The sequence below is a fragment of the Caldicoprobacter guelmensis genome, from assembly GCF_016908415.1.
Taxonomy (GTDB): domain Bacteria; phylum Bacillota; class Clostridia; order Caldicoprobacterales; family Caldicoprobacteraceae; genus Caldicoprobacter; species Caldicoprobacter guelmensis.
Genome location: NZ_JAFBDW010000008.1, coordinates 18,367 through 38,714 on the forward strand (window position 1 = coordinate 18,367; position 20,348 = coordinate 38,714).

The 20,348-nt window shown below is 39.5% G+C and carries 20 protein-coding genes; 8 read left to right on the forward strand and 12 right to left on the reverse strand.

Annotated elements, in window-relative coordinates; all coding sequences use genetic code 11:
• The first annotated feature begins 127 nt into the window (after positions 1–127).
• Entirely contained in the window at positions 128–1,042 is a 915-nt protein-coding gene (locus JOD02_RS10335; protein WP_204489312.1) for a cation diffusion facilitator family transporter, read from the forward strand.
• A gap of 4 nt (positions 1,043–1,046) precedes the next feature.
• Here JOD02_RS10335 and JOD02_RS10340 read toward each other — a convergent pair whose 3' ends face one another.
• Genes JOD02_RS10340 through JOD02_RS10350 form a run of 3 tightly spaced genes read right to left on the reverse strand, consistent with a single transcriptional unit; the run spans position 1,047 to position 4,443 of the window.
• Positions 1,047–2,381, reverse strand: coding sequence for a hypothetical protein (locus JOD02_RS10340; RefSeq protein ID WP_204489314.1), 1,335 nt, complete (start codon positions 2,379–2,381; stop codon positions 1,047–1,049).
• On the reverse strand, positions 2,353–3,471 hold the full coding sequence (locus tag JOD02_RS10345; RefSeq protein ID WP_204489315.1) for a DUF58 domain-containing protein: 1,119 nt from the start codon (positions 3,469–3,471) through the stop codon (positions 2,353–2,355). Before JOD02_RS10345 ends, JOD02_RS10340 begins: the two co-directional genes overlap by 29 nt.
• Positions 3,472–3,474: 3 nt before the next feature.
• Positions 3,475–4,443: an AAA family ATPase gene (locus JOD02_RS10350; RefSeq protein ID WP_204489317.1), complete on the reverse strand. Its 969-nt coding sequence runs from the start codon at positions 4,441–4,443 to the stop codon at positions 3,475–3,477.
• Between the two features lie 262 nt (positions 4,444–4,705).
• Between JOD02_RS10350 and JOD02_RS10355 the strand changes: the two genes are divergently transcribed.
• The 5 genes from JOD02_RS10355 to JOD02_RS10375 all read left to right on the forward strand — a co-directional run bounded on the left by JOD02_RS10355 (position 4,706) and on the right by JOD02_RS10375 (position 9,077).
• Positions 4,706–5,860, forward strand: coding sequence for an MFS transporter (locus tag JOD02_RS10355; RefSeq protein WP_204489319.1), 1,155 nt, complete (start codon positions 4,706–4,708; stop codon positions 5,858–5,860).
• Positions 5,861–5,943: 83 nt separating this feature from the next.
• The gene (locus JOD02_RS10360) at positions 5,944–7,275 is read left to right on the forward strand and encodes a hypothetical protein (protein ID WP_204489320.1); all 1,332 of its coding nucleotides are present in this window, start codon (positions 5,944–5,946) and stop codon (positions 7,273–7,275) included.
• A 23-nt stretch (positions 7,276–7,298) separates the two neighbouring features.
• Positions 7,299–8,171, forward strand: a complete 873-nt coding sequence (locus JOD02_RS10365) for a diacylglycerol/lipid kinase family protein (RefSeq protein ID WP_204489322.1) — start codon at positions 7,299–7,301, stop codon at positions 8,169–8,171.
• Positions 8,172–8,195: 24 nt separating this feature from the next.
• Positions 8,196–8,711 carry a DUF4446 family protein gene (locus tag JOD02_RS10370; RefSeq protein ID WP_204489324.1) on the forward strand — a complete coding sequence of 172 codons (516 nt, stop codon included), beginning with the start codon at positions 8,196–8,198 and terminating at the stop codon, positions 8,709–8,711.
• A 72-nt stretch (positions 8,712–8,783) separates the two neighbouring features.
• Positions 8,784–9,077, forward strand: a complete 294-nt coding sequence (locus tag JOD02_RS10375) for a YkuS family protein (protein ID WP_204489325.1) — start codon at positions 8,784–8,786, stop codon at positions 9,075–9,077.
• On the opposite strand, the gene yyaC is transcribed toward JOD02_RS10375, so the two are convergent.
• Entirely contained in the window at positions 9,069–9,680 is a 612-nt protein-coding gene (gene yyaC / locus JOD02_RS10380) for a spore protease YyaC (RefSeq protein WP_204489327.1), read from the reverse strand. The genes JOD02_RS10375 and yyaC overlap by 9 nt on opposite strands.
• A 169-nt stretch (positions 9,681–9,849) precedes the next feature.
• On the opposite strand from yyaC, the gene JOD02_RS10385 reads away from it, so the two are divergent.
• Both JOD02_RS10385 and JOD02_RS10390 read left to right on the forward strand, forming a co-directional pair.
• On the forward strand, positions 9,850–10,986 hold the full coding sequence (locus JOD02_RS10385) for a hypothetical protein (protein WP_204489329.1): 1,137 nt from the start codon (positions 9,850–9,852) through the stop codon (positions 10,984–10,986).
• A 2-nt stretch (positions 10,987–10,988) separates the two neighbouring features.
• Positions 10,989–11,693 carry a CvpA family protein gene (locus JOD02_RS10390; RefSeq protein WP_204489330.1) on the forward strand — a complete coding sequence of 235 codons (705 nt, stop codon included), beginning with the start codon at positions 10,989–10,991 and terminating at the stop codon, positions 11,691–11,693.
• Positions 11,694–11,766: 73 nt separating this feature from the next.
• On the opposite strand, the gene JOD02_RS10395 is transcribed toward JOD02_RS10390, so the two are convergent.
• From JOD02_RS10395 to JOD02_RS10430, 8 genes are all read right to left on the reverse strand, one after another.
• The gene (locus JOD02_RS10395) at positions 11,767–12,633 is read right to left on the reverse strand and encodes a ParB/RepB/Spo0J family partition protein (RefSeq protein ID WP_204489331.1); all 867 of its coding nucleotides are present in this window, start codon (positions 12,631–12,633) and stop codon (positions 11,767–11,769) included.
• A complete protein-coding gene (locus JOD02_RS10400; RefSeq protein WP_204489332.1) occupies positions 12,634–13,407 on the reverse strand; it encodes a ParA family protein in 774 nt (257 codons plus the stop codon). It abuts the gene before it with no gap.
• 157 nt (positions 13,408–13,564) lie between these two features.
• The gene (gene noc, locus JOD02_RS10405; RefSeq protein WP_204489333.1) at positions 13,565–14,395 is read right to left on the reverse strand and encodes a nucleoid occlusion protein; all 831 of its coding nucleotides are present in this window, start codon (positions 14,393–14,395) and stop codon (positions 13,565–13,567) included.
• 178 nt (positions 14,396–14,573) lie between these two features.
• Positions 14,574–15,299 carry a 16S rRNA (guanine(527)-N(7))-methyltransferase RsmG gene (rsmG, locus tag JOD02_RS10410; protein ID WP_243426506.1) on the reverse strand — a complete coding sequence of 242 codons (726 nt, stop codon included), beginning with the start codon at positions 15,297–15,299 and terminating at the stop codon, positions 14,574–14,576.
• Complete coding sequence (gene mnmG, locus JOD02_RS10415; protein ID WP_204489334.1) at positions 15,283–17,178, reverse strand: tRNA uridine-5-carboxymethylaminomethyl(34) synthesis enzyme MnmG; 1,896 nt, start codon at positions 17,176–17,178, stop codon at positions 15,283–15,285. The genes rsmG and mnmG overlap by 17 nt, the downstream gene beginning before the upstream one ends.
• Before the next feature lie 15 nt (positions 17,179–17,193).
• Positions 17,194–18,567 (reverse strand): tRNA uridine-5-carboxymethylaminomethyl(34) synthesis GTPase MnmE, encoded by a 1,374-nt coding sequence (mnmE, locus tag JOD02_RS10420; RefSeq protein WP_204489361.1) that lies wholly within the window; start codon positions 18,565–18,567, stop codon positions 17,194–17,196.
• 137 nt (positions 18,568–18,704) lie between these two features.
• Positions 18,705–19,322: an RNA-binding cell elongation regulator Jag/EloR gene (gene jag / locus JOD02_RS10425; protein ID WP_204489335.1), complete on the reverse strand. Its 618-nt coding sequence runs from the start codon at positions 19,320–19,322 to the stop codon at positions 18,705–18,707.
• Entirely contained in the window at positions 19,319–20,335 is a 1,017-nt protein-coding gene (locus tag JOD02_RS10430) for a YidC/Oxa1 family membrane protein insertase (RefSeq protein WP_204489336.1), read from the reverse strand. The genes jag and JOD02_RS10430 overlap by 4 nt, the downstream gene beginning before the upstream one ends.
• Positions 20,336–20,348: the final 13 nt, after the last annotated feature.

The following is a 20,348-nucleotide window of genomic DNA, read 5'->3' on the forward strand; positions in this document are numbered from 1 at the left end:
ATTATCTTTTATTGGGTATTAAAATAATTTTTATTGATTTTTCAAGATTTTATGTTGCATTTATCGGTAAAATGGAATAATATAATAGTAATTTCGTTCTTAATTGAAAATGGAAGGAGTTTTGATCATGGAAAACATTCGATACGATGAAGGCCAAAAAGCCAATAAAGTAGGTATTATTACCAACATCCTTTTAACGCTGATAAAGTTATTAGCAGGCTTTATAGCCCATAGCACCGCCATGATAGCCGATGCCGTTGAATCGGCTTCAGATATATTGACTACTATCATTGTAGCTCTGGGATTGAAAATAGCAACCAAACCAGCTGACCCTGAGCACCCGTATGGACATGAAAAGGCTGAAGCTATATCAGCAAAATTCGTTGCAGGATTCTTGCTGATAGCAGGCCTGGCAATTGGCTGGAAAGCAGTACAACATCTCATTACAGGCGACGTAGAACCCCCCGGTGCGCTTGCCCTTTACGCCGCCATCTTAACCATAATCATCAAGGAAACTCTGTTTCAATACACCATCTTAACCGCTAAAAAGATAAACAGTACAGCGCTTAAAGCCAATGCCTGGCATTACCGGTCGGATGCCTTGACCTCTATAATAACCCTAATAGGTATTGGTGCAGCTAGGTTAGGCTATGCTGTCGCCGACCCAATAGCAGCCCTAGTGGGTACCATGCTAATTCTGAAGATGGCATACGAGATATATGCAAGGTCCATTTCGGAACTGATGGACTCCTCAGCTTCTCAAGAAAAAGTGGAAGCCATACGCCAAATTATACTTTCAGTCCCCAAGGTGAAAGGGATAGACCTTTTAAAGACACGTAGGCATGGCAATATGATATACGTAGATGTAGACATAGTCGTTGATCGCCATATGAGTGTGCTCGATGGCCATAACATCGCCGATGAAGTAAAAAACGCTGTAACATCAAAGATTGAAGATGTAAAAGACGTCATGGTGCACGTAAATCCTTGTCATCCAACTTCTCCCAATTCCCCATGCCAAAATTGCGATAAATCGTGTTAAAATATTAACCACCAAAGCGGTTATCTATCATTTTTGCCAGATCGTTGAGTTTATCTTGGTCAATGAGCTGACCAGCACTATTGCCGTATTTCACAAGGTTGTATAGCGGAACCAACACCTCAGCCTGACGCCCCTTTGCCTCGTCCCACCCTTTTAAATCCTCTTTTATCTCATTGGGTGTCATATAATCTTTGGGATGATATCCCAGGTCCATGCAACTAATCAAAAACCGCCTATAAAGATACCGTACCTTCTCGACAACATCAGATAAGTCTTCCCAGCGAGGTTCCTTCTTAATCAAAGAGGCCAACCAATCTTTCCACCTATTGACATATTCCTTGCTCAAGGTTTTAATGTCCGTTACCTTTTCTTTTACATCTACATATCCGGCATCAGCCTCTATCCAGTCGTCCTGCTTTATTAACTCTACCAATAGCTTAATGAGCCTCTTTGTTATTCTATACAACATTATGACAAGCGCAACCACCAACGCAACTACAAAGGCTATCGCTAACACATAAGCCAAAATCTCAAATAGGTAGTCAAAGATATTTGGAGCCCTAGGCTCTGCCTCAGGGAGCATATCCAACATCCCTTTATCAGGCGGCACTTCTCCTCCTAAATCATCCATAGGCACAAGATTGCTTAAAAATAATATAACCTTGAGGATCAACAGCATTATGGAATTAACCAACCACAAAACCACCTGTTTAAAACGATTAAGGTTTGTCAAAATGATTATCACTAAAAAAGTAATGACAATTAACAATCGATTGTGGATTAAAACCGTCACAGGTAGTGAAGGCTCGTCTTCTTTAGACAACGTTGCAGTTTTAAGCTGCTGCACATTAAACACGATAAGGCTTATACCGATATAGACAAAGCCCATCCACTCAATTAAGTCTGCATAGGACATGAGCACCGTTGAATGCTTAAAAAAGAAGTATGATATAAAATAAATCAGTATTCCCACCCATAGGGCAACAGGGGGGAAAACCCCCTCCCATCCGCGCTCAACAAGGAATACGCCTCTGAAAAGCAGTATACTCCCTAGGATATAGGAACCCCACAGCAAAAGGCCCCCTCTAAAAGCGACATATGCTACCAAAAATGTAATGATAATACCTGGCAGTACAGCCGTAATCCTGGGCTTCTTTCTTAAAATAGACCTCAAAAGGATTCCTATAATATAACACACCGCCAAAAAGGCCGCCCACCCAAACGCCAGAGGTTCAGGAATGGTAAAAACTGCTAACATCAAAATAAGAGGAAAAAAGGCAATTAGCTCTATTACCGCCTGTATAATTCGTTTAATAAGCATCAATATTCGATTTCTCATGACCTACACTCCTTATATCCTCTTGGGGATGCAACCATAAGAACCTTACCGTATTGCCGTACTCTTCCAATTTCTTTATCTGGTTCTCCATTCTGGGACTTATATAAGAAGTGATAATGAGAAAATCCATCCCAGTTATCCCAGATGCCAGGTCTTGTTCCAAAAATGTAAAGAATGTTACACTCCTTGCGATGATAAGTTTCGCCAGGACTTCGTAAATTAAAGTAAGATGTTCCATACTGCATCTTGGCTCAATGCGCACAGGTTCGCCTGGCTTATCTATAAGGTATCCATTGCTCCCAAATCCTACCTCTATTCCCCGGGAAATAACATGGTACGCAATCGAAGCTGCGTAGGATATACCCTTTTCAATCCTTTCAGGTTCAGTAACAGCACTCCACATATCATCGGAAATATCAACATTTAAATATATCATCAATTTCGGATTTGCAGTAAAATCTAGCTTGTTAACCTTTATCTTGCCTGTACGAGCAGTAGCTTTCCAATTGATCCGGTTTAAAGGATCACCATATGCATAATCCCTCACCCCTGCTACCATAAAAGGGTCTTCTACTATCCAACGCTTAACGGTCACATCTCCCTGCCAGCTGTGAGACGGCAGAGAAATTTCCTCCATGCGCAAGGGCTTGGGATATACCAATAACTGTACTGATAGTTGAAATTCTTTCGACACTTCCTGGAAACCAAACAAGTCACCACAAGTCATGGTAACCGAATTGAGATAATAACATCCTCTTTTCAAGCACCTAACTTTATGTCTTCTAATGATTCGGGTATACGGCATTAAACTAAATATACTCCTGTGAAACTGTTGATGCTGGATATCCAGATTAAACTGTTTTTGAAACTTTAGATTGGCACTGATTTTAGATTCTATCCGGAGCCACGGGACAGGCAAGAGCTTTTCATTGGATATAACCTCAATCATTTCCACCTCTTGTCCCTCAAACACAGCCGGCACACTGAAATACCGATGATATTTGACGTTCTTAAGCCCCCACCTTCTGAAAATCAATCCCTGTATCACCACAACAACAAGAGTTGTAAATATAAACCATTGGATAGACATGGTTTACCCTTCTCTCTTCCATAGTTGCTCTTCAGTAGGCACTGGAACCTGCCGCAATATTTGCTCAATGATTTCATCTTGCTGACCGCTCTTGGCAGCAATTACATTCCTTAAAATCATCCTATGCCTAAGCACCGGCTTTGCCATCGCCTTTACATCATCAGGAATGACATAGTCCCTTCCCTGAAGTATTGCATACACCTGTGATGCCCTAAGGAGAGCCTGGCTTCCGCGGGGACTTACACCTAAATGCACGTCATTGTGTTTTCTGGTCATCTCGATGATATTCACTATGTACTTGAGAATATCATCGCTTACATAGACGTTTACACAATCTCTTTGGGCAGCAATAATCTCCTCTCGACTGACAACAGCGGAAATTTCTTCAAATGGATTTTTTTCTTTAAACCTCTTCAATATTTCAATCCCCTCTGCAGTAGATGGATAACCCATCTGGACCTTTATTAAAAACCGATCCAATTGGGCCTCAGGCAAAGGAAATGTTCCCTGAATCTCTATGGGGTTTTGGGTGGCAATGACCATAAAAGGCTGCTGCAGCTTCATGGTCTCCCCGTCAATGGTAACCTGCCTCTCTTCCATACATTCGAGGAGGCTGGACTGGGTTCTGGGCGTGGCCCTGTTTATCTCATCGGCCAGCAGTATATTTGTAAAAATCGGACCAGGCCTGAATTCAAACTCACCGATCTTTTGATTAAAATAGTTTATACCACTCAAATCGCTGGGCAGAAGGTCAGGCGTGAACTGAACCCTTTTAAAAGTACAATCCAGTGATTTTGCCAAGCATTTGGCAAGTAAGGTCTTCCCCATTCCCGGCACATCCTCTAAAAGCACATGTCCCGAAGAAATCAAAGCTATCAGCAGAAGGTCTATTATATTCTCTTTCCCTACAATTACCCGCTGTATATTTGATTTCACCTTTTGTGCCAATTCATAGATATGAGCAAATCGCATTTGCTAATCATCTCCTTTTTCGGTGTCAATTTATTATATTCGCCACAGCTCACTTAATTCCTTGTACATTCCTCACCATGTTTTAAACTTTTTTTATCTCAGAAACCCATTAAATGGCTAAAAATTCTGTTGACCACCAACCACATGGTTTAAAAAGAAAAATACCGTCTGGTCATGTTTTACTAGATTTTGGGTATAGTTAGCGGTATAATTAAAATTACCAACTTAACAAAGTACTAAAATGTAATTGTTGGGGGTAACAATGAACAAATATTTTTACCGAATACCGCTGTTTTGCATTGTAACCAGCTTATATTGGTTTTCAATGTATTCCTACGTGCCTATCTTATCACCTTATGCCGAATCTCTAGGAGCATCCTATAGGATGATAGGTGTCATCGTAGGGTCATACGGTTTTACGCAAATGCTTTTAAGGATTCCCTTGGGCATCCTTTCTGATAGAAGAGGCAATCGGAAATTGTTTATAATCATGGGCGTTGCCATTTCCCTAATAAGTGCGGCTGGCTTGTGGTTTTCCACATCTCCTCTAGGATTGTTGGCCTTTCGTGGTTTGTCAGGCATAGCTGCCTCAGCCTGGGTGGCATATACAGTCCTTTTCCCAACTTATTTTGCTCAGCAAGAGTCTTCTAAAGCCGTCGGAATTATAAACTCCTTTACCACAATAGGCCAAGTATCGGCCACGCTGATAGGAGGCTATATGGCGCAACGCTTTGGGCCACGCAGTACCTTTTTAGTAGCGATCATAGGCGGCCTCATTGGGTTACTATTGAGCTTGTTCGTAGTAGAAAACAAAAATATAGATCGTCAACCCTTTACCATTCCACAGCTTCTTTCGGTGTCAAAAAATCGTGAATTATTGTTGGTATCTGGACTTGCAATACTGGTCCAGTTTATAACCTTTGCAACCACTTATGGCTTTACTCCAGTGGTGGCAAAAAACATAGGGGCCAGTGATGCACAGCTAGGAATTCTGGTCACCGTCTCCGCTCTTCCTGCAGTATTTTCTTCAGCTGCCAGTGGCTCTTTCTTCACAAAGCACTATGGCGAAAAAAGAACTATTATTGGGGGGTTTATAATTATTTCTCTCGCCTGTGCATCAATCCCATTTATCAAAAACATACACTTGTTATACATATCACAGGCCTTTGGAGGAATAGGCCGCGGGCTTGTATATCCTTTGCTTATGGCGCTGAGCATAAAGTCGGTGGATGACTCCAAAAGAGCTACGGCCATGGGCTTTTTCCAGGCTATATATGGCATAGGAATGTTTTTAGGACCGGCTTTTACAGGTTTTGTAAGCAATGTGTGGGGCTTGTCAATAGGATTTGCATTGACCGCTGTATTAGGATTTTTAGGCGCTTTGATTGCAAAAGGATTCATAAAACAAGCAAACTAAAACCATCCTTGTCCATTGGGATAAGTTGTGTTAGACTAATTAAAAAAGCATTGCCTTAGGGCTTAACAAAGGGGGGATAATTGGTGCTAAAAAAGCTCTTAGTATGGGGTATGGTTTTTACTTTTATGTCTCTGTTTGTAATTCCCGTATATGCTATACAAGTACCAGTAGAAATATCCAGAAGAAGGGCATACCCTATCCAAAGCAATGATATAACATTAGTATCATTTCAGGCAACTTTGAGAGTTGAACCAAATTTTACTACCGTCAATGCATCCATGGTCATAAGAAATGACAGTTCCTCAGAGGCAAACATCACAATCGGTATACCATCTAAGTATGATGACATAGTAACCATCAAACAGCCGGCAGTGTCAGTTGAGGGTCAAAATCAAAAGCTTATTACAATACGCTCCACTCAAAACCAAGAAATATCCGATATGTTTTTGCCCCCCAACTGGATTACCTTTGCAGTTAAATTAGCCCCTGGCCAATTTAAGGTCATAAAATCTACTTTTACAATAAATAACAGATATGATCAGGCTGAACTTAGAACCATATATTTCCCTTTAAGGCTTCTTAACCTTTGGAATAAACCCCTCAATTACGTACAGATCACAGCAGACCTGGATTTTTATCCCCCCTATGCGTTTGAGCCTAACCCCTCTATTCCTCCCTCTGAATATGATACACAAGGCAGATTAGTATGGCGCTTTTTAGATTTAAGGCAAGCCGAAGACCTTCAAATTCACTTTTACCCTGTGGAGTTGGCTGTGGCAAGTTATTTAAAACAAAAATTACAGGGCAATCCAGATATAATTAATATAATAAACTTATATGAAAAAATGGACTATGACGATGCTATATTGTCTATTGCCAATTTTCTGGAAGCAAATCCTTCCTTTGAATTAAACAAAGAGTTGAAATATTTGAAAGCCCTGTGTCATATGGAACTTTTTCAGCCAGGGATGGCCCTTGAAATATTTAACCAGCTTGAACCCTCCCCTGGGTTTGAAGAACCCCTTTCCAATGTAATACGCAATAAGATAATTTATGACAAGGTATACCTGTTAAAGATTATGGGAAAAGAGCAAGAAATTTTGGACTACCTCAAAGAGATCCAACCTTCTTTAACAAACAACGAGATTTTTATAAAATGGGTAGAGGATGAGATCAAAAGACTATCTCCCCCGCCGCCTCCCTCTGAAGAAAAGAACGAAATAAATGAGCCTATAGATGAGCAAAATCAATCTCAAGACAGCATTAAGGGTCAAGATTATGATGTTAAATATATTCGCATATTAGGCTACAACGTTCCGATAGAGCTAATTTTTATAGGTACTTTGATACTGATTGTGTTAATATATATTATACGCAAACGGAAAAAACGAAGGAAAAAGAGATATATATTTTAAGAAACAGGGGAGTAAGTAAAAATATGAAAGAGCTACTGTTTATTGTAAATCCAATCGCAGGAAAGGGAGCGGCACTAAACAGTGTCCCTTTAATTGAATCTTTTTGTAAACAACGCCATTTTAAATATGAAATAGTAAAGACCCAATACAAAGGCCACGCTACCGCTTTGGCAAAAGATGTAAGTTCTTCGTCATATGACGCCGTTGTGGCGGTGGGCGGTGATGGTACCGTCATGGAAGTCGCAAATGGACTGGTGGGCTCATCAATCCCTATGGGCATTCTGCCTACAGGAACAGGGAATGACCTTTCAAAAAGCCTTAATATTCCTTCTAAAATCGACCAAGCATTGTCCATTATTGCGTACGGCAAACCTAAATATATAGATGCAATTTCCTACGGCAACGGTTATTTTTTCAATGTGGCCAGCGTAGGTTTTGATGCCGAGATAGCCCGGGACATACAAAAGATAAAGCGCTGGATTCCTGGGAAGGCGGCTTACTATGTGTCAGTGTTCCTTAAGTTTATCACTTATAAACACAAAGACGTCGTGGTTGAAATTGATGATACCAAAATTAGTACTAAAATACTGCTTTTTGCCGTTGCAAACGGCACCTATTATGGAGGTGGAATGCTTGTAAATCCAAAGGGTTCGATAGACGATGGGTACATTGATGCTATATTGATAACGCCTGTGCCACGATTTAAATTTCCCTTTTTATTCTGGAAATTCGTCTCGGGGAAATACCTGGATTTACCTTATGTTAGGACTTATAAATGCAAAGAAGTAAAGGTATTCAGTAAAGAAAATCTACCGGTAAACGGCGACGGGGATATTATCACAACAACTCCCGTTCAATTTTCCGTATCAAGTCGCGCTATACTCGTACTTTGCTAGATATTTTGAAAGGGAGAGAGCAATATGGATTTGTACGTCATAGTAGAAAAATATAATCTCTTGATCACAGGCATTTCGGCTGGATTAGCTATACTCGCTTTTTTAATCGTAATAGTTTATTCCATAAAAACTAGAAAAATTATAAGAAAATACAAACGCTTGATGAGAGGTGTAGACAACAAAAATCTTGAGGCATTACTCATGCATTACCTTGATCGCGTCAAAAACAACGAGCTTAAAATCCAGGATTTAGAATATCTGTATAAAAATATAGAAAAAGAACTAGAGTCCTGCATACAGAGAGTAGGAATCATAAGATATAACCCATTCGAGCAAATGGGCAGCGACCTCAGCTTTTCAATCGCCTTTTTAGACAAAAATAACAATGGAGTGGTGCTGACAGGGCTATTTACCCGAAACTCGTCTTCCATCTATGCAAAACCTATTGAAAAGGGAACTTCTATCTATCCTTTGTCCCAAGAAGAAGTTGAAGCCATAAACAGAGCTATAAACAAATCATCCATCGTTAAAACCAAATAATCGTAAAGCTTTAAAAAACTAAAGAATAAAACACCTCCGTACAAGAAAAAATATTAGCGGAGGTGTTTTTTAATGAAAGTCATAGCAATTCAAAAAGGCCTTGAGCATATTAAAAACCAGCTAAACATGCTGGGATATAAGACGGTATACTATGATGAAGCCAATTTGCCCATCGATGCCGTAATATACCTTGAAGAAAACAACGACAATACATTGCTTAACATCAACCATTATTTGTCTCAACAGTACACCATGCTAAAACCCAATTATAACCGCTCAGGCGCCATCTTAATAAATGCAAAAAACAAGAATATCGATGAAATTGTACAAATAATAGAAAGGCGTGCGTACGGCCCTTTATTTTAACAAAGCAAATGATTCCGCCAGCTTTGAAAAGCTTAAATACATTCCTTTACTGATAATATCAGCCATGTTCATGACCAACCCCAATCTCGTATTCTGCAGTATGAGATATTCTGCAAAACCTCCCACATTTACTATACCTATTATGTACATATCTCCGACTTTAGGCAGTTTCTTATTAACACCTGCTCCTGGAACAATAGGCCCCTTATCCACTATTATGCACCCTACTCTTTCGTAGTTGCCAAGGCATGCATCAACGGCTATTATAAAAGGACGTCTATAATTTGATTTTATCACATCAATTGTATTTTGTAAATTTTTAGCATGAACGGGATTTTCAAGGGTGCCGTATATAAACACATTGGGCCATCTTAACATCGAACCTAGTTTGTATCCCACCAAAGGGCCAAGGCAATCTCCTGTTGATCGATCAGTACCTATGCACAATATAATAACGCTGCTATTTTCAGAGCTGTAGGTTTCCTTAAATGTAAAAATAAACCTCTCAATAAACATCGCCAGTGCATTGGGGTTTTTAATGTCTATTATCTTACTTTCCAGCGCTTGCACTGCTCCATCTTCCCTGCCCTTCTCTTTTTTCATTTTTCCCCTAATTTTAAAAAAACATTCATCAATATAAATGTGTATGCAATTTCATCCCAACATATACTTTTAACAATGAGAATATAAAATACTCCCATCAAAAAGCAGGATTTTTTCATTTTTTGACGAAATATCAAAAATGAGGATCTTTTAAAAATTGGAGGGAATGATGATCAGGAAAAAAGTAGCATTGTTCGTTACATTAATTAGTATTATTGTTGGTATAATAACGCGCAATCATTTGCAGGAACTGTTTTTTCATAAACACAAAAATCTACAGAGCAATGATTTATTAAATAAACCCTTTTTGATAGAAGAGGGGGCAAGTGTACACTTTTTTAAAAACGGCTTTGCCGTTTCAGGTACTAATACTAAATTTTTTACACACGATGGTAAAGAAATGAACCTACCTTTTAAACCGGAAGACATGGTGCTGGTAGGCGATTCTCCTAACATCGATAAGTCCACTTTCCGGTATGTTCTAATAAACAACAAATTTATATATGATACAGCCACCATGCCTTTTAAGCTCGTATATACCGCCGGAGAGGGAAGCGAAGGATTTGACATGCGAGAAATGGGTGATGCGCTCCTAATCATATTAAAAACCGAAGACAAACTTTTAAGGCCTTTTTTCATTCAAAAAGATAACATATATGCCGTAGATTTAAATGGCATAGAAAATTCGCATTACTTAGATGTATCTTATGATCCTATTACCAGGGGGTTTTCTATTCTTGCTTTAGCTACCGATACCCCTTATCCGTCTAGCCGGGTTTTTAATTTTTTAAATGGTAATTCTCCCCAAGGTATGCTATCATTAAATGACCTATTGTTTTATAAAATTTATAGGACCCAAAAAACCATCATTTTGGTTGGCATACACCAGATAACATGTTACAATATAGATGGTTCAATAAAATGGAACATCAACGCTCCCAACACCTATCTCCATGAGGCTGTCCCTTTGGATAAGGGTTGGGTGTTATATTTCCCGAAATCAAGATTTAATGGGGCTAATGCGCTATATGTGTATAGTGATGGTAACAGAGAATTTCTTGAACTTCCGCATGAATTAACGAACTTACAACCATACAAAGACCAACAGTTTATAGCACTCGACAAGAATGGCAACTTGGTGACCATAAACAAGAGTGGTAATATACTTAAAACTTTTGCTTTTGATATACAACCAAGAAGAGTCTACTGGTCACCTTATGCCTCTAATTATCTTTATGTACTAAGTAGGGATAACATGGTATATATATATTCTTTAAATAAAGCAGATTTTCGAAAGGACGAGTGAGTATGAATCATATTGATTACATAATATTGTTTGTCATGCTAATATTTGCGTTAATGGGAGCATATAACGGTTGCGTGGTTTCAGGTCTCGGTCTTCTATCCTCCATTTTTTCATGGATAACCTCATTTATATTTTATCCCGTGCTTTCGAAATTTATTGTATATCACCACCCTAATTTAATAAAAACCCTCATATATTATACTGAGGGGGCCTCCAAAATTCAATCAATAGAAGAACAAGCACTCTTAGTATCATCCTTAACGCCAGAACAAATAACGAATATAGTAGATCGAGCGCAATTGCCTCCCCCCTTTAATCGATTGGTACTGGCCAATATACTAAATAGGGCTCTGCCTCATCTCTCTACTGTTGGAGAATATTTTAATTATAGCATTGCCTATATAATTCTTAACATAGTATGTTTTATAGCACTGTTTTTGATAATCAGGATGATTTGTCAAATAGGGATATCCATAGCAAAAGAGGTCTTTGGGTTACCCAGTTTAAAAAAATATGATGGACTTGCAGGTGCCGGAATAGGAATTTTAAGAGGTATGTTTTTTGTGTCTCTATTATTTTCATTAGTACCAGTTATATTGACATTAGCGCCTGTTGATATAATCTACTCTTTAATAGAAAATTCATTAATGGGTCGATTTTTCTTTAAATCAAATATATTCACAAATTTAATAAGGGGGACCATATAAATGGTGAACCCTTAACCATATTAAAAATGTTTCACGTGAAACAATTTTGAAATGTTTCACGTGAAACATTTGGTTATGACATCAACTTATTTATTATCCTCTCGAGATCGCTATCGCTGTAGTACTCCATCTGAATGATTCCCTTTTTCTTGCCGGGAGTAATTTGAACTTTAGTCCCAAAACGTTCTTCAAGAGCTGCTTCAAGTTCTAATAAATAACCCGGCTTTTTCATAACTTGCTTCTTATCGCCTTTTTTTGTCCCATCTATACCATTCTTAATATCTCTTACTACTTTTTCTACCTCTCTAACGCTCAAGCCATCCTCCACTATCTTCTTTGCAAGCATCAACCTTGCTTCTTCATCTTCAACGGCTAACAAAGCTCTTGCATGGCCAGCAGATAATCTGCCATCCTCCAAATAACTCTTTATTTCCTCGCTCAAAGAGAGGAGCCTTAAGGCATTAGCCACTGCAGACCTGCTCCATCCTATCCTCTCCGCAACTTGTTCTTGAGTAAGACCATATTCCTCTATCAATTGACGTATTCCCTGTGCCTCTTCTATCGGGTTCAAATCCTCTCGCTGCAAATTTTCAATCAAAGCAATCTCTACAAGCTCCCTCTTATCAACATCCCTCACAATAGCCGGTATATGCGTTAAACCCGCAAGCCTAGCTGCCCGCCATCTTCTTTCCCCCACAACAATTATGTATCTCCCGTTATGAGGTTTCACTATAATAGGCTGAACAACGCCATGTTGTTTTATAGACTGTGCAAGTTCCATTATCTTTTGTTCATCAAAGCGCTTCCTTGGCTGATTAACATTAGGATCAATATCAGTTATTTTTATTTCTTTAACTGTTTCTTTCTCCGAAAAATCCGTTTGCTCATCATAGGTTTGAAGTAAAGCATCCAGTCCTCTTCCCAATCCACGCTTTGCCAACTAAATCGCCTCCTTGTTATTCTCAATAAACTCCTCTGCAAGTTCGCAATAAGCAACAGCGCCTACACATTTAGGGTCATACAATGTTATTGGAAGTCCATGACTTGGAGCCTCTCCTAGCCTGACATTCCTGGGAATGATGGTTCTATAAACTTTATCTCTAAAATGTTTTTTCACATCCTCCACGACCTGAATGGAAAGATTAGTCCTAGCATCAAACATGGTCAACACTACTCCCTCAAGCTCCAATGATGGATTCAATTTCTTTTTCACTATGTTTATTGTGTTAATTAGCTGGCTTAGGCCTTCAAGGGCATAATATTCGCACTGAATTGGCACCATTACCTTATCAGAAGCAGTCAAAGCATTGATAGTGAGAAGCCCTAAAGAAGGAGGACAATCGATAAATATGTAATCATATTCATTTTTAATGGGTTCAATAGCCCTCTTCAAAATGGTTTCTCTCGCGATCATAGGTACCATCTCTATTTCAGCCCCGGCAAGTTGTATATTTGAAGGTATGAGATCTAAATTTTCAATTTTGGTAGATATTATGGCCTCCCTGGCATCAACACCATTTATCAAGACATCATAAATAGAACAATTTATCCTGTTCTTATCAATACCCACTCCACTGGTGGTATTGCCCTGCGGATCTATATCTATGGTCAACACCTTCTTACCCAAAGCCGCTATACATGCACTCAAATTCACATTCGTCGTGGTCTTGCCCACCCCACCCTTTTGATTGGCAATGGAGATTACCTTAGACATGAAATTTACAACCCCTTCATTTAATTTTTAAACTTAAATCTTCAATCTATATTATATTAAAACATCATTCTAATTTAAAGGGTAACAAAAATAAAATACGGCACCACCAAATTTCTTTGGCTAGGCCGTATTTTACTTTGAAAAAATATAAACATTTTTATATAAACTTTGGTATTTTTACAATTATTTCCACGCTATCCTCTCTATCGATTTGAGTCATCTCTGGATTAAGACCGTATTCCTTTATCATATTTACAGCCTTTTTAATAGTGTTTATAAAAATTCTTACATCATTATTGGTTTTCTGTTTTAACCTGGTACGCTTTACACTGTTAAGCTTATTGGACTGAAGCTTATCCAATACTTTTTCCACCAACATCTCTGTCTCTTTTACGTTGTACTTCTTACTTATGACCTGCTGAAGTACCTTCAACTTCATATCATCATCTGGCAACCTCAACAAAGCCCGGGCATGCCTTTCTGATAAATTATTTTCCAGCAACATCTTTTTTATATTATCTGGGAGCTTCAAAAGGCGCATCTTATTGGCAATGGTGGATTGATTCTTTCCTATTCTTTTGGCCAATTCCTCTTGAGTAAAACCATGGTCATGTATCAAACAGGCATACCCCATTGCCTCATCTAAATAATGCAAATCCTCCCTCTGAAGGTTCTCAATCATAGCCACAATTGCTGAATCACTCTCGTTAACATTTAAGACTATCGCAGGTATGTAATCCATCCCTATCATTTGACAGGCTCGTAAGCGCCTCTCACCAGCAATCAGCTCATAAGCATCAGAACCGACTCTCCTCACAGTGATAGGTTGCAGCACCCCATACTGTTTTATGGACTGGGATAGTTCCTCCAATCCCTGCTTTGAAAATTCTTTCCGCGGTTGATAAGGATTTGGCCTTATTTTTTCAATCGGTATTTGCTGAACCATCATACAATTGTCCGATACGCCTTTTTTTATAACCCTCAACATCTCTATCGCCCCCATTCAATTATTTATACTATTCGCCATAAATTGTTAAATTCCTTCTTATTTGTTTAAATTTTTTTAAAAATTTTTATTTATTATATTATATCTGCAGTTTCCTTTCTTTATTTCTATATTTCTTCATATTTCTTCATATTTATTCGCCGAAACAAAAAAATCGCCATCACAATGGCGATTTTTGAGGTTTCCCGGGTGCCCGAGGATAATTATCTGGAGTCTTCCTATCTTTCCTTATAACCACTATGTTATGCGTTTTCTCTGAAAAAGGGACATCAATACCTTTTATCCCAACAAAGCTCCCACCTAAAATATCAATTGCATTTTTTGATTTCTCAAGCTCTTCCAAAGCTCCTGGTCCTTTATATGATAAAAAAAGCCCTCCCAGGCGTAAAAAGGGTATACAGTACTCACACAGTATTCTGAGAGGAGCAACCGCCCTCGATACCACTATATCGAACGCCTCTCGGTATTGAGAATGCCCCAACACCTCCGCCCTTCCATGAACAGCCATTACTTTATCAAGCTTTAAAGCCCTTATCACTTGATTCAAAAAAGCCACTCGCTTTTTCGACGAATCAAGCAACACCATATTCAGTTCAGGAAGGACTATTTTTATAGGAATGCCGGGAAAGCCAGCACCTGATCCTACATCTAAAACCCACCCTTTTTGATGAAAACTATCCATCGTCAATACGGAAAGAGAATCCAGGAAATGCTGTATCACAATCTCCCTAGGTTCAGTAATAGCGGTCAAATTTACTTTCCGGTTATATTCCATTAAAAGATATATATAATTCCTAAACTGCTCCACTTTCACATCATCTATATCTATACCCCATTTACTAAGGCCAGCCTTAAGAAGCTCCATTTCGCTACCGAGGTCTTCCATCGACATTTTTCCTCCTCATCTTTTCCATATAAATCATCAAAACCGATATATCTGCTGGTGACACCCCAGAAATCCTAGAAGCCTGCCCTATGGAACGAGGCCTTATATCTTTAAGCTTTTGCCTCGCCTCATTCCTCAGCCCAGGTATATCATCATAGACTATGTCTTCCGGTATCAGCTTATTTTCCATCTTTTTAAACTGTTCAGCCTGTTGAATCTGCTTCTTTATATATCCCTCATACTTTATCTGGATCTCCACCTCTTCTTTTTCCTGCCTCGTCAATTCAGGATTTGCAAAGCCTAGTTCTTCAAAATCGTCATACTCAATCTCTGGCCTTTTTAATAAATCATACAGGGTAATCCCGCTCTTTATAAGTGAGCTACCCTTTTTCTTTAAAAAATCAAGCATCTTATCAGTAGGGCCAACAATTACCTCTTTTAACCTCGCCAGCTCCTTATCTATTTTCTCCTTCTTTCGCATGAACAAATCATATCTTCTATCATCCACCAATCCAATCTTCCTACCAATTTCAGTAAGCCTCAAGTCAGCATTATCCTGCCTGAGAAGCAAGCGATATTCAGCACGAGAGGTCATCATCCTATATGGCTCATTGGTACCCTTGGTAACCAAGTCGTCAATCAAAACCCCTATATATGCTTGGGAGCGATCCAAAATCAACGGCGGCTGCCCTTTTATATACTGCGCTGCATTTATACCAGCTACTATCCCTTGAGCTGCAGCCTCTTCGTAACCCGAACTTCCATTTATCTGCCCTGCAAAAAATAACCCTTTTATCTCCTTACTTTCCAGCGATAACTTGAGTTGAGTAGGGTCAATACAATCATACTCAATGGCATAAGCAGGCCGCATAATCTGAACGTTTTCCAATCCTGGGATAGTTCTATACATGGCAATTTGTACATCAATTGGCATACTGCTTGACATACCCTGGACATACATCTCAAGGGTATTAAGCCCTTCAGGCTCTATAAACACTTGATGGCTCTCTTTATCCCTGAATTTGACCACTTTATCCTCTATGGAAGGGCAATACCGTGGCCCAATGCCTTCTATAACACCCGAATACAGGGGGGAACGATGCAGATTGTTTAAAATGATTTCATGAGTACGTTTAGTGGTATATGTGAGCCAGCATGATACTTGTTCTCTTTTTATAGTATCATGCAAGAACGAAAAGGGAATTATGATTTCATCTCCTGGCTGTTCCTTCATCTTTGAAAAGTCTATGGTTTTGCGATTGACCCTGGCTGGGGTTCCCGTTTTAAACCTTCTTAACCTAAACCCCAAGTCCTTCAAACACTGAGACAAATAATTTGCAGGAAAAAGGCCAGAAGGACCGCTGTTCACAGAATACTCCCCTATAATAACGCGAGACTTTAAATAAACCCCTGTAGCCACCACAATCGCGCGACAGGCGTAATACTCACCAGTGCTCAAAACAACGCCTTCTACAGCCCCTCCTTTAACCCTTATAGAAACCACTTCACCCTGCTTTACATCAAGATTTTCCTGCCGTTCCAGTGTCTGCTTCATCTGAAGATGATAGTTCCTCTTATCTGCCTGAGCTCTTAAGGAATGAACCGCTGGTCCTTTGCCGGTATTTATCATTCTTATTTGAATAAAAGTCTTATCGGTATTTATGCCCATTTGTCCGCCCAAAGCGTCTATTTCTCTCACCAAGTGTCCCTTGGAGGTACCGCCTATGGAAGGGTTACAAGCCATAAGGGCTATACCTTCCAGGCTTATGGAAAAAACAGCCGTCCTGCAGCCTAACCGCGCTGCAGCAAGAGCCGCTTCACATCCTGCATGCCCAGCTCCTATCACAATTACGTCATAATCTCCCGCATAAAATTCCATAGCCACACTCAACCCCTATTTCCCTACGCAAAATTCTGAAAATATTTTTTCGATCAAGTCCTCTGTCACCGCTTCTCCAGTTATAGCTCCTAATGCATCACAAGCCTCTCGTATATCAATCGATACCAAATCCACAGGTATACCGCCCTCTAAGGCCTTCATGGCCTCCACAACGTGCTCTTTTGCCCTCATCAATGCCTCCTGATGTCGCAGATTGGTTATAAAAATCCCATCGTCTGACTCTACTTTCCCTTCCATAACGGCATCATATATACACCTTTCTATATCTTCTATACCCTTATTCAAAATCATAGAAGCGCGTATAACCGGCACATTCAATTCAATGTCATTCAAATCCAAAACAATGGGCTTATCAATTTTATTGACCACAGCAATGACTTTTTTGTCGGCTATTTCAGCCATAATCCTCTTGTCCTCATCATCAAACGGCCTGGATGCATCCAGTACCCACAAAACCAAGTCTGCCTCTTCTATGCTTTTTCTTGACCGCTCAACTCCTAGTTCTTCTACAATATCCGTAGTCTCCCTTATACCCGCTGTATCAAGTATCCTTACCAGGAGACCATTTATATTTAGCGATTCCTCGATCACATCCCTGGTAGTACCGGGTATATCAGTAACGATGGCGCGATTCTCTTTAAGTAAGGCATTGAGAAGAGAAGACTTGCCTACATTGGGCTTACCTACAATTACTACCTTAATGCCATGCCTGATTATCTTCCCTTGTTCAGCTGTACTCAGTAAATAATCAATCTCCTTCATCACCTCATCAAGGTCTTGCAAATAATTCTCTCTCGGCAATTCCTCTATATCCTCTTCGGGATAATCGATGGTTACTTCTATATGAGCCATGACATTCAACAGCTTTCCCCTTATACCGCGAATTTTCTCAGATAAAGCACCTTCCATGTGTTTTATCGACGCCCTAGCTTGAATCTCAGTTTGGGAATAAATAAGCTCCATTATTCCCTCAGCCTGCGCTAGATCAATTCTACCATTTAAAAAAGCCCGTTTGGTAAATTCTCCTGGCTGCGCCAACCTGGCCCCACATTCAATGACAAGCTTCAATATCTGTCTGAGAGGAATTATTCCACCATGACAATGTATTTCTACTACGTCCTCTTTAGTATAGGAATGAGGTGCCTTCATAACCACCACAAGCACCTCATCGATAACTTGTCCCTGGCCATCTACTATATGCCCATAATAAAACCGGCGATCCTCCAAACCGGTTAGCTGTTTCCCGCTTTTGGTTCTAAATATCCTGTTTAATATCTCCTGCGATTTACTTCCGCTCATCCTGACGATACCTATGCCACCCACGCCGATTGGAGTTGAAATAGCGGCTATCGTATCTTCCATTTCCACTGCCATAATCCATCATCCTCTTTTTTAGCCAATATAATTATCTGTTTTAAAGCAATTTGGCCCCAAAATTTCTCCTTACTTTGAACATAAATATTAACCCAGCAACTTTTTACTGGGTTAATATAAAATATAACCAACTATTTCAGCTTTATAACCACTTTTCTATAAGGCTCTTCTCCTTCGCTATATGTCATCACATAAGGATGGTTCTGAAGAGTAGAATGTATAATGCGCCGTTCATAAGGATTCATCGGTTCAAGGACAATGCTCTTCTTTGTACGCTGTACTTTATCAGCCAGTCGCTTGGCCAACTTCCTTAAAGTCTCTTCTCTTTTACTTCGATATTCCTCCGTATCTATGATTATACGCTTACTATTGCTTGTACCTTTATTTACAACAAGATTTGTAATATACTGAAGCGCATCCAGCGTTTCTCCCCTACGGCCTATCACCAACCCCATATTTTTACCGTTAAGCCTTACCATTATTTGAGATTCTTCTTCTGTTATCTCTATCCTGGCCTCAACCCCCATTAATTCCAAAACCCTGGACAAAAAGCTTTTTATCTCATCCTTAACGTTCCTTTTAACAGTGGCCCGAATCCTTGCTTCCCTACCACCTATTATCCCAAACAGCCCTTTTACAGGCTGTTCAAGGATTTCAATTTCAAGATTATCCCTTTGAACCCCCAACTTGGCCACAGCCATCAAAATAGCCTCTTCGATAGTCCTACCGGTGGTCTCCACGCTTTTCACGGCTTTACACCTTCCCCTTCGGATGAATTTCTCCTATTATACATAATTTGTTGGACTATTTGAAATATATTATTGGTAACCCAATATACACCAAATGCCGCTGTATACATGGCAGTAAACCATACCGACAATATAGGAAAAATTGCAGCAAAACCGCCCGTTTGCTGGTTTGTCGCTGATGTGCTTGTCAACTTTGTTTGATAATAAGAGGTTAAACCTGCAAGGACAGGGAGTATAAAAAGGCCATTCCATTGATCCGAAAACAGATCAATAGGTCTTCCTACCACGCTCACAAGGGGAGAATCGGCAATCCATACGTTTTTAATCCACAGGAATCTGTAAGCACCGTATTGAGAATTGAGAAAACTGTATATCTCCTTATCGCTTATGCTTTTGATTGTTTCCAAAAGCAGCGAAACATTTTCCGCCCCTGCAATTTCCTTCATTCGCTCAACGATTGGCAAATCACTTCTAATAAACAATTGAGGGATGATATCTATCATCCTTTGTTTAACAGCACTAGAGGACTCTACCGCTTTTGTAATTTGATCTAAAACAGGTACTACAGAAGGGTCGTGATGTCTAATAACATCTATCAAAAAGCTTCCCAGCTCCATACTGGAGATTTGTCTTAAAGCTGCAAACAAAGCAAAAAATATGGGAATCTGTATCAATAAAGGAAGACAACCCCCCAATGGATTTACGCCATACTTTTGATACAGTTCAGCCGTCTTTCTATTCCTCTTATCAGGGTCATATTTGTACTTTTCGTTTATTTCTTTCAATAAAGGCTGTATCTCATTCAGCTTCTTGGTCGAAGCTTTGGCCTTCAAATCTAACGGCAACAAAACAAGCCTCATAAGTATCGTAAATAAAACCACCGAAAGGCCGTAATTATTGGTGATATTATTTATAAGCCGCAATATATCTGCTAAAAAATTCACAAACGAACCCCACAGTCCCGGATTAGCAGCCTCTGCAATTACCAATACACTTGACATTAAATGACTCATTACATTCACTACC